This is a genomic window from Hahella chejuensis KCTC 2396 (assembly GCF_000012985.1).
Taxonomy (GTDB): Bacteria; Pseudomonadota; Gammaproteobacteria; order Pseudomonadales; family Oleiphilaceae; genus Hahella; species Hahella chejuensis.
The window spans coordinates 4043708-4058076 of record NC_007645.1; the positions used below are offsets into that span (position 1 = coordinate 4043708).

9 protein-coding genes are annotated in these 14369 nt (G+C 49.0%); 4 read left to right on the forward strand and 5 right to left on the reverse strand.

Annotated elements, in window-relative coordinates:
- Positions 1-350: 350 nt before the first annotated feature.
- Positions 351-1271, forward strand: coding sequence for an ankyrin repeat domain-containing protein (locus tag HCH_RS17465; protein WP_011397694.1), 921 nt, complete (start codon positions 351-353; stop codon positions 1269-1271).
- Positions 1272-2118: 847 nt separating this feature from the next.
- The gene (locus tag HCH_RS35040; protein WP_011397695.1) at positions 2119-8406 is read left to right on the forward strand and encodes a putative Ig domain-containing protein; all 6288 of its coding nucleotides are present in this window, start codon (positions 2119-2121) and stop codon (positions 8404-8406) included.
- A gap of 216 nt (positions 8407-8622) precedes the next feature.
- Here the strand turns inward: HCH_RS35040 and HCH_RS17480 are convergent, their stop codons facing one another.
- From HCH_RS17480 to HCH_RS17500, 5 genes are all read right to left on the reverse strand, one after another.
- Positions 8623-9318, reverse strand: coding sequence for a hypothetical protein (locus tag HCH_RS17480; RefSeq protein ID WP_041598759.1), 696 nt, complete (start codon positions 9316-9318; stop codon positions 8623-8625).
- Between the two features lie 336 nt (positions 9319-9654).
- Positions 9655-10659 carry a hypothetical protein gene (locus tag HCH_RS17485; RefSeq protein WP_011397697.1) on the reverse strand — a complete coding sequence of 335 codons (1005 nt, stop codon included), beginning with the start codon at positions 10657-10659 and terminating at the stop codon, positions 9655-9657.
- A 327-nt stretch (positions 10660-10986) separates the two neighbouring features.
- Positions 10987-11295, reverse strand: a complete 309-nt coding sequence (locus tag HCH_RS17490) for a hypothetical protein (protein WP_148212604.1) — start codon at positions 11293-11295, stop codon at positions 10987-10989.
- A gap of 234 nt (positions 11296-11529) precedes the next feature.
- Complete coding sequence (locus tag HCH_RS17495; RefSeq protein ID WP_011397699.1) at positions 11530-12135, reverse strand: LysE family translocator; 606 nt, start codon at positions 12133-12135, stop codon at positions 11530-11532.
- 57 nt (positions 12136-12192) lie between these two features.
- Positions 12193-12621, reverse strand: coding sequence for a DUF2000 domain-containing protein (locus HCH_RS17500; protein ID WP_011397700.1), 429 nt, complete (start codon positions 12619-12621; stop codon positions 12193-12195).
- Between the two features lie 109 nt (positions 12622-12730).
- On the opposite strand from HCH_RS17500, the gene HCH_RS17505 reads away from it, so the two are divergent.
- Positions 12731-13630 (forward strand): LysR family transcriptional regulator, encoded by a 900-nt coding sequence (locus tag HCH_RS17505; protein ID WP_011397701.1) that lies wholly within the window; start codon positions 12731-12733, stop codon positions 13628-13630.
- Positions 13631-13780: 150 nt separating this feature from the next.
- Entirely contained in the window at positions 13781-14320 is a 540-nt protein-coding gene (locus HCH_RS17510; RefSeq protein ID WP_011397702.1) for a chorismate mutase, read from the forward strand.
- Positions 14321-14369: the final 49 nt, after the last annotated feature.

The window sequence follows — 14369 nt, forward strand, 5'->3', positions numbered from 1 at the left end:
TCAATAACCGACCAATCCTGTCGCTATGCCATGATATAAAATGCATAACGTTGATTTACGCTACGACAATTAGTCAATCTGTTGAAGCGCACCTTCCTCATTCTCAGGGATAAAGAAGCACGAGACAACCATGATAAATCTAAAGACATATAGGGAGTATATACTCACGAGCGCCTATATTTTGACGCTTATATTTCATTCATTTTCATCACTGTTCCTCACTATTATAAATGAGAAAAACAAGCTAACCAGATTGCACCCAGGTAAAACCAACTCCAATTAGCGCTCATTTTATATATTTTAGTTTAAAAACTCACACAGAGACAAAACTCTATCACATGGAGAACACCATGAAAAACAACACAATAATTACACTTTTATTTCTTGTTATTTTAAACATCTCAAGCAATGCATTTTCGTCGACTATAATAGCAGAGTCCTCTCAAGAAACAACGCAACATGAAGACAATATCAGAGCACTGATAAACAAACCAGATGAGCAAGGATGGCCACCGCTTTTTCATGCTATCGATACCTATTATCGATCTCCAGGAAAAGAAGAACTGAATAAAATCAGAGCACTTCTAGATATGGGAGCTGACGTCAACCTAAGAAGCAACAATGATTTTAAAATGGATGCATTCAATTATTCATATTTACGAGATTTCATGTATCCAGTTATGGACTTATTGCTCGACTATGGCGCAAATATAGACTCAATTAGCGGAAGAAGTAGAATTACCGCTCTTTCAAAGGCCATTTCCAAAAGAGATATTGTAGCCACAAAATACTTCATATCGCGAGGAGCCAATGTCAACGCAAACGATGGTGGCCACACCATACTTAATCAGTCAGTATTCAATGGCGACATTGATATAATAAATATTCTATTAGAGTCAGGCGCGGATCCTAATTTATCTGGCAATGGAATTAAGCCTATAGACATCGCAGTAGGAGAAAAGAGAAAAGACATAATAGGAGCGTTAGTTGAAAACGGAGCCAAAGTCAGCATATTGCCAGCAGTACTGTCAGCATCAGAGGATGATAGCAATATTGAGATCATTGGTATCTTAATTGACTCAGGTGCAGATATAGATGAGAAAGGTGACAACGGTAATACAGCACTACATAGAGCTCTCTATAGGAGAAATCATGAGCTTGTTTCCTTTTTAATTCGAAGTGGAGCGTCCGTAAACATTAAAAATGACGCAGGGATAACACCCAAACAGATTATGAAAAAAGAGAGTTTTGAAAAAAACCATGATGAATAGAGAAGATGCTGTTAATAGGGCGGAAGCCAATTTAAAGAACGCTGAAGCAAACTATCAATTCTGGTTATCAATGATGACTGTCGACGAGGTTGCATCTAACGACACTTTAGGAGTTGCAATTGAAGTGGCAAGCAACCCGTTAAATGGGTATGCAATGATTATGGGCTCGTTAAAAGGCATAGTCACTACACACACTTTCGATGGCGTCACTGACTTGCACTCACGGCTTGACCAAGAAATAGAGCTTGCTCGAAAGAAGGTTGATCACGCAAAGTATGTGCTTGAGCATATACCATCCCAAGAGGAAATTGATGAGTATATAAGAACAAATCTTTTGGAAGAGCAGTGGATAACCAACGACGATACTCGAATTACGATTGAGAAAAACATTGATAACTTGCTCACCATTATTGATAAAATCTCTCTCGCATCAGAGCTCACAATTAGAGAGATATATAACAACCCAGACATTAACCCAACAGACGAAGAGTGGTTTTCTTCAGCAGCATCTCGAGAAATAAACGATGTTTCTGATTACCTTCGACGCGAAGTAAGAGTAAAGCTTACAGAAGCTCTTAGAACGCTTCTATCCGATTGGAAGAAGTATGGCGGAAATCCGGTTTATGACCCTTCTGCCGATCCTAACTTACTAGCAAAATCGCTAAAAGATTTCAGTATATTAATAGCTACCGCGTTTACTGATTTCTCTGAGAGGTATGCTATTTTTGAGACTCGCGACCTAGGGATGAGTAACGAGCAGATTTGGATGCTGGTTGCACAATGGGATAGATTAGGTATTGACGAAGACATTCAGGCTTTTCTATTAGATTGGGCTGGGATACTAGATATGGGAAGTGGTGGCCCCTTGGATGAGGCTCCTGATCAATCTTCCGGAACAGACAGTGGTGCCATTATTGGTGGCGAAAGCGATGACGCCATCTCATCTAAAGAAGGAACTAATTACATATCTTCTAATGGAGGAAACGATACAGTCACTGGTTCAAATAGTGGTGATTATCTATCTGGAGGAAGAGGTAGTGATATTATCTTTGGCAATAATGGCAATGATTGCATATTAGGCGGAGAAGGTATTGATCATCTATATGGTGGCAATGGGGATGATACCATTGTCGGTGGAAACGAGGATGACACAATTGAGGGCGGAGCTGATAGCGATGTCCTTCATGGGCAGTCAGGAGCTGATATATTGGAGGGTGGCAGCGGCAGAGACTTCCTATATGGTGGCAGCGGCAAAGATACCCTTAATGGAGGCATTGGTAATGATTACATCGAAGGCGGAGCAGACAACGACACATACGTCTACACCAAGGGCGACGGTGCAGACTATATTGTCGATACAGAAGGTCTAAATAAGATCATTCTAAAAAATAGCGAGTCTGACTCTGGCAAAACTATCTCAGAGATTACGAGAGTTTCTCCTGATAGCAATATTTTTGAAGACGAAGATAGTAACCGTTACGTTCTTACCGATTCAAACCAACTCATCATCACATTAAAAGACGACAGTTCTGGCGGCTCTATCACGCTCGGCTATTTCGACCCAAATGACCCTAATTTAAATTTTGGTATCTCTATTAAAGAGCCGGAAGATAACGCGCCTCCTTCCGCCCCGGGAGCGTATAACGTCAATACTGGCGAAATCCTCCGACCCGGAACCACTTCCACCATCATCAAAACCAGATGGGAAGCGCGTGACGGCTTGGCATATCAGGATGAGATCAATAAATCCGGCCTGATATTTAAAGCGGAAGACGCGACCAAGCTGTGGGACTACGCCAATGGCAAAGACCATAATGGCGCCTCGCTGACGGAGTGGAAAAAAGGACAGGCGGACAGTGGCTATGTGTTCTTCTTTGAAGGCACTGATCATAAAGACCAGTTTTATGGCGGCCATCAGTCAGGCGATTCCTTTTATGGACGCGCTGGCGACGACTTTATGGATGGCGCGGCGGGCTCAGACCTGTTAGTCGGCGGTAGCGGCAGTGATCGCATTCTTGGCGGCACGGGCAATGACTGGATTTGGGGCAACGACAGCCAACGCCTGTATGACGACACTGGCGCGCCAACCCCCAACTACGCCAAAGAGTCCGCATCTTCCGAGGATTACCTCGATGGCGGCGATGGCGATGACTGGATTTCCGGGGATGAAGGCAACGACACCCTTTTGGGCGGTAAAGGCAATGACTACCTTAGCGGCGGCGCAGGCGCGGACATAATATTTGGGGGCGAAAACGACGACCACATTCACGGCGACAGCCGCAATGAGTACCGGTCCAACGCCTCGTCAGGCAGCGCTCAAATCAGCAATGACGACTTGCTCACGGAAGTGGAGGAAGGCGTCTCCTATGACGACGTTCTCTCCGGCGGCAAAGGCGCGGACAGGATTTGGGGCGAAGCCGGTTCCGACGTTATTGACGGAGGCGAAGGCGACGATATCCTCTGGGGCGACCGCAGCCAGGTGACGGGCCTGCCTGACCTGGACCCTCTACTGCATGGCAACGACACCATCTCTGGCGGTGCAGGCAGTGATCAGATTTACGGTCATGGCGGCGATGACGTCATCGATGGCGGAGCTGATAAAGACTACATCTGGGGCGATCACGATAAGCTGGCCGGCGAGTTTCATGGAAACGACCATATTGACGCTGGCGACGGCGAAGGTCAGATCATCATCGGCGGAGGCGGCAGCGACGTCATCCTGAGCGGCAGCGGCCGGGATATGATCTGGGCGGACAGCACCTATGACGCCACCAGCATCACCTCAAATGGCAATACCTTCGTCGTGCCTACGACGCCACAAGGACTGGACGAGGCTTTCCATGGCGATGACGAGGTGCACGCAGGCGGAGGCGATGACCAAATCCTCGCTGGCGCAGGAAATGACAGAATATACGGCGACGCTGGCGAAGATGTGATCTACGGCATTGCAGGCAATAACTACCTGGATGGCGGCGATGACAAGGACTTCATCTACGGCGGAGTCGATATTGACCATATCGTTGGCGGCGCTGGCGCCGACACGCTGTATGGGAACAAAGGCGACGACTGGCTGCAAGGCGGCTTGGGCGGCGACTTCCTGTATGGCGACGAAGGTAACGACACCCTGGACGGCGGCGGCGAAGGCGACGTGCTGGCGGGGGGAGAAGGCGACGATACTTACATCGTCAAAAGGGGTTATGGCGTCACGCATATCAAAGATGAAGAAGGAATTTCCACCATTAAATTTGCGGACACATACGCCTCATCGACAATCAACGTCATTCAAGGCGAAGACAAAGTCACCATTCGATATGGCGCGGAAGGCGACGCTGTCGTCATGTCAATTCAGACCTTCAAGAACGCTAAACTGGTATTGGCGGATACCAGGGGTCCCGCTACACCTGAATATGACGCGGCAGGCTCCGAAGGCCCTGTTTCCGGTAGTCTCAACAATGATGTGATCGACTTTTCTGACAAAGAGAGCGACTCCAGCATCTATGCCGGTGAAGGTAACGATATCCTTTATGGCGGAACGGGCGACGACAAGTTATACGGCGAAGGCGGCGATGATACTTTAGATGGCGGGCTCGGCAATGATCGCCTCAACGGAGGTCTTGGCGCCGATACGTATAACGTCAAAATTGTCGGTGGATTTAATGACATCATAGATGAAACCGGCTCTGACAAAAACCACTTGAACATTACCGGCGTTGACAGCCTTGACGATCTGGTTGTCACCAATGACAGGGAGTGGGGACTGGTTATCACCACTCGTCAGATTAATGCTCGTTCATTATGGTTGGGCAACCTCCCCGAGCACTACCATCTAGAGGGTATAACAACATACGACATCACCCTGCCAGACTTTGGACTTAATCTGGATAGTGACGCCATTCTTGATAAGTTAATGGAAGGCAATAGTTTCTCTCAGATTATCAGAGGGAATGAAAGCGCCAATGTCATTACGGCGGAAGGCGGCGACGATAATGTTCACAGCTATGGCGGCAATGATTATCTGTATGGCGGCTCTGGTCAGGATTATCTCAACGGCGGCGATGACGATGACGTCATCTACGGCGGCAGGGATAACGACGAGCTACAAGGTGGCAATGGCGATGATGTTTATGTTTATCAAAGTGGCGATTGCGTCGACACAATCATCCTCAATAAGTCAGGGCTTGGCGACAAAGACATCCTGGTGATTCAAGGCTTATCGAAGCACGAGCTATGGTTCTCCCAATCATCAGCGGATCTGACCATCTCCAAAGCTGGCGATCCCAAGTCACAAATCCGTATACCGAACTGGTTCAATGCGAACTATCAGGCATTAAGCGCCATTCGACTGGAAGACAGCTGGCTGAGCAGTGACGATGTGGCCCACTTGGCGGACGCTATGACGCGCAAAGAGGGAGAGACCATGGAGGCGTTCCGTGCCCGAGTGAGCCAGGAAATCGATCTAACCTGGAAACCTCTTACGCGCACCGACAACCATGGCCCGACTATCGGTCGCCCTGTAGAAACCATTGTCGTTAATGAAGATTCACGCTGGACCTATTCTTTACCGACAGGGACCTTTGTGGATGCGGATGGGGACATTCTGACCTACCAGGTAAAAATGGAAAGTGGCGAAGAGCTGCCCTCATGGTTTGGCTTTCATGAAAGTGGTACTCTCTACGGGCTCGCCACCAATGACGAGGTGGGAGAGCACGCTCTCATCGTCACCGCCACGGATGGCATAGCTTCAACCTCCATGCGCGTCACCTTAACTGTGCAAAACGTCAATGACGCTCCTGTCGTCAGACAGCCGATTAAGGATCTGCAAACACAGACGAATAGCGATTTCACCTACACCCTGCCAGATAATACCTTCAAGGATGACGATGCAGGCGACACGCTGGAGTACAGCGCCACCTTACCCGACGGCGCTCCCCTACCCGACTGGCTGTATTTTGACCCCGACACTCGAACCTTCAGCGGCGTCAACGACACCGCCGGCGTACTGGAGGTCAAAGTTACTGTCAAGGACAGCGCGGGCATTGAAGCATCAGATAACTTCAAGCTGACCACCTACCCCGAACCCACTGAGCCCACTGGCGATCCAAGCCATGAGTTTAGTTTTACCGACAACAATCTATACGCCACTATCGGCCAAGCGGATATTGTCGGCGACTGGACACTGGAAGCGCGGGTGAAGCGCTCCGCCGACTCCGATGGGACGTCCATCTTACTGAACTCAAGCAAGCACTCCATTCGCCTGGGACAATCCGGTGATGGGAAAGTGGGCATTGGCGTGTATGGCCGCAGCTATCAGGCATTTGACTATACGCTTCCGGTTGATAAGTGGGTGAACTTGACGCTGGTGAAGCGGAGTGGTCGAACCCACTTATACGTGAATGGCGAATTAGAAAACACTCTATATAGCTCGATCAGTCTGCCGCTTAGCACATTAAGCAAGAACAGTGCTCTAGCTGACTTGGATGACAGCCTGTGCGACCTGAGAGTGTGGAACTACGCCAAAGACGCTGACGCCGTCGCGGCGGCCTGGTATACGCCATTGACCGGCGAAGAAACCGGTCTCCATCTCTGGTACGACTTCAGCGAGGGAGAAGGCGCTCTGCTTAATGACCGAAGTGGAAACGGGCGTAATGCCGTACTCGCCTCCACAGATACGACCGGCGTCTGGGGCGAGGTTGTGTCAGGGACGGACTCCAGCGGTTCCGGTGAAAATCATGCTCCCGAAGTCATTGGCTCACAGGAAAACGTCAGTATCGCTGAAGACGCGCCCTGGAGCTTTACTGTTCCTTCCGGCCTTTTCACGGACTCAGATGGCGACACGCTAAGCTATGTCGCCAAGTTGGCCAATGGAGACTCCCTGCCCTCCTGGTTGAACTTCAACGGCGTTAAATTTACGGCGACTCCGCGAAACGCACACGTGGGAACCTACGAGATAGCGCTTACGGCGTCTGATGGGCAAGCCTCAGCCTCCACCGTATTCAACTTAACGGTTGAAAACGTCAATGACGCGCCGGTGGTCAGTATGGAGCTACTTAACATGCTGGCGAAAACCGGTGAGACGTTAAACTTCACCGCTCCGGCTGAAACCTTCAGCGACCCGGATGTGGGCGACGCGCTGACTTACGCCGCCACCCTGGCGGACGGCAGCCCATTGCCTGACTGGCTGAGCTTTGATGCGGAGACATTGACCTTTAGCGGTATTGTCGGGGGCGAAGGCGTCTATGAACTCATGCTGACGGCCACTGACCGCGCTGGCGCACGAGCCTCTGAAAGCTTTACGTTGAATGTGTCGCCAGGGGAAGCCCCCTCCCCTGGCTCCTCCAGCCATGAGTTCAGTCTCCCTGACAACAACCGATACGCCACTATTGGCGAAGCGGATCTGGCGGGGGACTGGACGCTGGAGGCGCGAGTCAAACGCTCGGCGGACGTCGATGGCGCGTCAATTCTGCTGAACTCCTCCAGGCACTCCATCAGGATGAGTCAGTCCAATAGTGGAAAGCTAGGCCTCGGTGAATACGGACGCTCCTACCAAGAGCTTAATTACTCCGCTCCATTAGATAAGTGGGTTAGCCTGACGTTAGTAAGAGAAGGCAAAACCACACACCTATATGAAAACGGTGAATTAAAGGCGACCCTCAACTCCAGCATTGACCTGCCTTTGGGCACGCTGAGCAAGAATAGCGAGATTGCCGATCTGGAAGGAAGCCTCAGTGATTTACGCGTGTGGAGCTTCGCTAAGAATGCCGACTCAGTTGCCGAGACATGGAACGCAACTTTAACTGGTAACGAAAGCGGCCTGCACCTCTGGTACGACTTCCGAGAAGGCGAAGGAACCACGGTGCATGACCAAAGCGGCCACGGCCGCGATGCGGTCCTGGCTTCCGGCAATACTACAGGCGTGTGGGGAGACGTGATTCCCGGCACAGGCGGGGCTACCATGGCGGCGCTCACCATGTCGGATTGGCCGGAACCCGTTCTGGCGGATGATTCAGGCATGGCGCATAAGGTAGAAGCGCTGGTCAGCGCCATGGCGGCGTTTGATGCGCCATCGGGTGGTGAAATTCTGCTTCCACATGATCCGCACAATCAGCCGAGCATGACCATAGCGGCGGCCTGGTAAGCCTTGTCGTCCGTTATCTAACTCAATCTCAGGCCGTCTCCTAGACGGCCTTTTTTATGCCCAAAGTGAAAGCAATTAACGCCAAGGCTAAATTTTTAATTTCGCGGGATAAAAAAGACTTAAGGAAGATGTGTTGGCTCTCACAATCTGGATACAGCCTCAAATCACCTGAGTATTCGAACGGGAAAAACGTCGGGGCATTTGAGGCACTATGTGTCAGCCAGAGAACCAGCCGTATGGCCTCATATCAGTGAAGGTTCTAACTTCTATTTTTTTCTTGAGGACTTCCCCTACCGTATCTATCAATTGCTCTTCGGATACCTCTAACTGTGCCTTATAAGTATAGCGGCCCTTTTTATCCCACTCGACAAGTATAGTACCATATTTATACGCTTCATTTTTTAGAGCATTTTCAAGACCAAAAACTCTGAGTGTATCAGGATTGTTTTTGTCACCGACTATCACAGTAAAAAACAACTCATTAGGGGCCTCAGGAACTGGAAAACTAATTATAATATAATCCAACCCATCAATTATCTTATTTGACAGACTCAATCCCTCGGGTCTCATTTGCTCGTCTTTAGGTAACTCTGCACCCACATTATTCCAGAAATTCCTTAAAGCACCCTCAGCCCTGTCATCAGTAAAAGTTCGGAGAAACATCTCTGGTTGAGAAAGAGCTACAAGAGGTAACATTAATTTTCCAAACTTGAAATGATGAGTTCTTGGCTCTTTTCGTGGAGGAGCTTCATTTATATTCAAACCACTTGGATTCCCTTCAACAAAGATATTGCCACTATCGTCTACCGAACCTTCAACCATTTCTCCCATCTTACGCTTTTCCTCGATTTCTGCATGAATGATCCCAGGAGAAGATAGAAATAAAAAAACGACTAAAAATGATTTCTTCATATTGCTTACCAAAAAGTATCTAATACTTTTCTTTTATGGGCTTTACATGCACAGCCATACTTAATATTTCAAGAATGAGCTCTGTGGAAGTCCAATTTTTTACCGCCAGGGCACACTATGTCAAGAATGTGCTGTTCCCAACGAATAATGCGGCCATCAGCTTCCAAGAAACTTACGACTGGAAATATATAGCCGAAATTTATTTTCATTAATTACAGTTAATGACCCGTCGATTAATTATTTTATATAACTCAAAACATACTTTTCAGCGTCCAATACCTGAGCAGAAAAACATTATCGCATATACCCTTAACTTATTCTTACCTCACAATCCCACTAAAATCTACTTATTTGATCTTCACCCAGTAGCTCCCACAGCCTACTTGTAATCCTAGGATCTTTACTACGAAATATAGCATGGTGCTCATCCGCTCCGCCACCGTATACTTGAGAATAAGACCAATCGCACCAATCATCGATATATTTAGTAACTTCAAATATATACGAGCCAGCCATATAAGCCTCAAGTTTACTTAAATCAGCATTAGCGGAGAAGGTTGCTTCTGCGATAGAATGATCCTCACTTGCTTCCGACCATATATCTAAGTAGGCCTTCTCATTACTTACTTGATAAATCAGATTGTTGTACTGAAACCCTACTCCCCCGGTTGTAAATTCCTTTACTAAAGTTAGCTTATCAAGGTGATTTTTATACCAAGGATCTTCCTCATCGGCCTCTATTTCGCTATTCCATATCCGATATAGTTCTTGATTTGTGAGGTCTATACGACACAGCAGAAAAGGCGGGTCTTCACCATTCGCTTTCGCTACTTCATACGCAAAGTAGCCCTCTACATCATAATCGTAAAACGTGGCAGTTCGTAGTGAGTCAATAGGATCGCCTTCATAAACGCTAATCTCAATATCTTTACCATATGCTTTCACTAAAACTTTTTCGATCAAATCAGGATAAGAAGTAACCAGACATCCGAAATCAGATTGATAGGTAGTAAAATAGGAGAACACAGCCCAATCAAAGTGTTTAAGCAAAGAGGCAACCTGGAGATTAAAGTTATCGCCTTTACAATCCTTTATGAAAGGGCCTGAATAAACCACTTCGGATAAATTTCCTTCATATCTTCCTGCAACCACCCAAGGTCTAGATCGCCAATTAGGCCAATATAAAATATCATCTTTGATCTGTTTTAAGCTTTCGACCAGTTTTACTCCGTTAGGCCGTAGAATATAAGAGCTCTTAGATTCATCAATCAATCGCTTAATCAATGAGCTAAACTTCGCTGGCTGATTTTCTATTTCAAAAACTGAGATCAACCCTTTCACTACATTCTCCTATTCCTATATCCAAAATTTCCATATGCTCAACGCCAAGTCGGGTGAAGACGTTATCTTATCTTGATTTTAATTCCTAATTAAATTGATCAGAAAAATAGAAAAATATAATAAGTAATTATTCGTAATATCGACTACCAGACACCAAACCCAAGTAGTGATTGGAGAAATAAAAAATCCTTATCGGACCGACCACCCCGATGGCCTATATATTTCCAGCGGTGTAAACACTTGGATTCAACCAATAATTGCAGCAACAGGCTAACTGCATCCCTCTTACGAGAGCGCCAAAGCGCACTGGATGGCGCTCATCCGAACCTAATCATACTCCTCCACCAACTCAGTCACACATAGCGCTTCAAAATCAATCTGACTGACTATGCGCCGGAGTTTCTCAATAGGTTCTTCCTCTTCCTGATGCCAGCAAATAGTCAGGGTCTTTTTTTCACGCTTGTACGCACCGCCTTCCTGGCATTTGTAGCTTGATACGCCGACTACCGCACGCCAGTATTCACCGGGAGGCAAATCGCTGGTATCCCGTGGAAGTTCGGCTATTTCCTTTTCAAGCTCGTCCAGCCCCCAATAGAACATACCAGGGCTTTCTCTTACATCACGCGCTCTTTTCAAGCGCATTTTCCTGATCATAAATGGAGAGCCTTCAAGGATGTACATGAAAGCGTCAGTTCCCTCTATTTGGGATAGAGAAACGTCAAATCCGTTTTTATCTGTAAATTTCCGCACATCATACCTCTTGGTCGCGTTTTAAATTCAGATAGGAAGTTAATCTGTTTAGGTTGAAGCCTGCATATTACGGTTCACTCGAGCACGGCGTTCTTAAACTTGCGACCATGATGTCCGTTTTCAGCGCGTCGTCAACCCCGCCGCCGCTCCACAAACGAGCAAAGCGACTCCGGATGATTTATTCAACACGGATTGCGCCTGTGCGCCAGCCAGCCATCGCCGGACACGGTTGGCCGCCATGGCGTATCCCGCCAGGATGAGGAAGACGATAACAAGGAACAGCGGCCCCAGCGTCATGAGTTGCGGGCCGACAGGCGCGCTGGCGTCGAGGAACTGTGGAAAAAATGCGATGAAAAACCCGATGATTTTAGGGTTAAGCAGGGTGACGCCCAAGCCTTGTTTGAAAGGATTTTGTTTGGCGACTTCAGTCGCGCCGGATAGATCTTCCGCTGAAGGCTGGCTGCAAAGCTGACGTACTCCCAGATACGCGAGATAAGCCACCCCAAACCATTTCAACAAATTGAACGCCCATGCAGAAGTCTGTACCAACGCTCCCAAACCTGAGACAGTCAGGCACAGCAGTATCGCGTCAGCGACCACCACGCCCAGACTGGTGTATATCCCCTGCCCCAGACCACTGCGCAGCGTATTGGCGATGACCAATAGCATGGAAGGGCCTGGGGCGAGTGTGATCAGCGCCGTCGCGACAATAAAACTCAATAACATTTGGGCTCTCCTTTATCCCCTTTATTATTCGGCGCCTTTAGTTGGCAGTTGCTGGCGTCAACGCAACAGCCCCAGATTGCCGGTGAATTTGTTGACAGTCTTTTTCGGTCCGCAAAGAGCGATCCCCAGATATTCAAGTTCATCCACAGGCGTCGATTGGAGTTTTTCCGCGTAGGCTTCATAGCTCTTAGTGGTCATGGTGGCGCTGGTGAGGTCAATGACGGTTAATTGCGGCTCGTGCTCTTTTAATTCCCCCCGCAGGTTTCGCAAGCGAGCGCCGTCAGCGCGCAGAATGGGAATCGGCGTGGTGGTGATGCCCGCGCGAAGGTGGCCACTGTTATCTGGCAAAGAATCGCCAATGAGGCCGGGAAAGGCTTTGCCCAGTGATAGCGCCAATACAGCGGCGGTATTGGCGATGGGTCCGGTCGGCAGGTTGGCGTCTATGACTATGACGCACTTCAGGTCGGCGGTTTCAGTATCCGTCATCCGTTGTTTCCTCAGAGAGTATGGTTAATCGCTGAAGAAAACTATATGCCCGCGCGATAGCGATGATAATATAGGCTAATTGCATTTAACTGATCGATATTATCGAACAATGATTGATGAACTGCGCGCCCTGGCGGTTTTCGCCAAAACCGTGGAAGCGGGCTCTTTTCGCGCTGCGGCAAGCGCGCTGAGCCTATCGCCCTCAGTGGTGAGCCACCATATTTCAGGGTTGGAGACCCGACTTGGCGTCGCCCTGCTCTATCGTTCTACGCGCCGTCTGTCGCTCACCAGTGAAGGCGAACGTTTGTTCGATCACGCCAAAACCATGCTTGCGGCGGCGGAAGCAGGGCTTAACGCCATCATCGAGCAGGCGGCGGAGCCTACTGGAAAGTTGACCATCACCGCCCCCGCCGTATTGGCGCGCGGTCCTTTCACCGCAGATGTCGCCGCCTTCGCCCTGGCCTTTCCCAAGATCTCTCTGTTCATCAACTACAGCGATATCCGTCAGGACCTGATCAGGGACGGCATTGATCTGGCCATTCGCATTGGTGAAATGGCGGACAGCTCTCTGAAGTCCAAAAAACTGTTCGATTTAACCCGTCGACTGGTGGCGGCGCCTGGTTATTTAAAAAACCGGCCAACGCCCAATCACCCGGCGGACCTGCTGCAATGGGAATGGATCGGACTAAAAATGCGGCCGAATTATAAGCTGCTGCACAGCGCCAGCGGCGAGCGCCAACGTATCGACTTTACGCCCCGCATCACCGTGGACAGCATCGACGCGGTATGCCAGCTGGCGGCGGCGGGACTGGGGCTGGCGACTCCACCGGCCTTCCTGGTGGAGGATGATCTGCGCAACGGTCGTCTGTGCGAACCGCTGCCTGCATGGCGAGTGGACACGTTGGGCGTCTATGCGGTCTGGCCGCCTAACGCCGCCAGAGAAAGCCTGACCTACCGTTTCATTCAATTTCTGCAGTCTCGTCGTGAACGGGGTTCACACGATCTCTAGACAAAAGTCTATTTCCGCCAATTACTTATTGCCGCTTTCAGTCACCTGTCTAATATCGGGACAAGGCCCCTGCTTTCCCTGTTCACTGGCCTGCGTTGCGCCCTCGGTGCTTTATTTATCTCATTGATTGTCAGTTTTAAGGAAACCCTCATGAGGAACGTGTTTTTACTGCTCATTTGCCTGTTTATGTCTCATTCGTCTTTCGCCGCCAACTATGCGGAGGACACCTTCCAAGCCATCAACGAACGCTTGAGTTACATGAAGGACGTCGCCTTGTTCAAAGCGCAAAAAGGCGCGCCTGTCGAAGATGTGGAACGTGAGCGGGTCGTGCTGGATAAAGCCAAAGAAGAGGCGGCCGGTCATGGGGTTGATCCCACATCGGTGAGCGACTTTTTCAGCGCGCAGATTTCCGCCGCCAAAGCCATACAGTTCAGATATCGCGCAGACTGGTTATCAGATGCTGACGCGTTGAAGCAGTCCGCTCGTGATTTGCAGGCCGAAGTACGCCCGGCGCTGTTGAAACTGGGTGACGCGATCATTATCGCTATCGCCGATAAACTGAAAAACGAAGGTCCCTTCACTGACGCTGAACGGGACCTGTTCAATGACACGCTGACCATCGAAAACCTGTCTCAGCGCGACAAAGACATGATCTTCCAGGCGCTCAAACAGATTCGTCTGCAGCAATAAACCTTCGACCAGACGCCCCCATGCCATGCGACAACGGGGGCGTCATATC

What these genes read in the sequence shown, in the direction of transcription:
- HCH_RS17500 (WP_011397700.1), bottom strand. Translation starts at nt 12,621, where the DNA reads ATGACGGATACTGAAACCGCCGACCTGAAGTGCGTCATAGTCATAGAC.
- HCH_RS17505 (WP_011397701.1), top strand. Translation starts at nt 12,731, where the DNA reads ATGATTGATGAACTGCGCGCCCTGGCGGTTTTCGCCAAAACCGTGGAA.
- HCH_RS17510 (WP_011397702.1), top strand. Translation starts at nt 13,781, where the DNA reads ATGAGGAACGTGTTTTTACTGCTCATTTGCCTGTTTATGTCTCATTCG.
- HCH_RS17465 (WP_011397694.1), top strand. Translation starts at nt 351, where the DNA reads ATGAAAAACAACACAATAATTACACTTTTATTTCTTGTTATTTTAAAC.
- HCH_RS17495 (WP_011397699.1), bottom strand. Translation starts at nt 12,135, where the DNA reads ATGTTATTGAGTTTTATTGTCGCGACGGCGCTGATCACACTCGCCCCA.
- HCH_RS17480 (WP_041598759.1), bottom strand. Translation starts at nt 9,318, where the DNA reads ATGAAGAAATCATTTTTAGTCGTTTTTTTATTTCTATCTTCTCCTGGG.
- HCH_RS35040 (WP_011397695.1), top strand. Translation starts at nt 2,119, where the DNA reads ATGGGAAGTGGTGGCCCCTTGGATGAGGCTCCTGATCAATCTTCCGGA.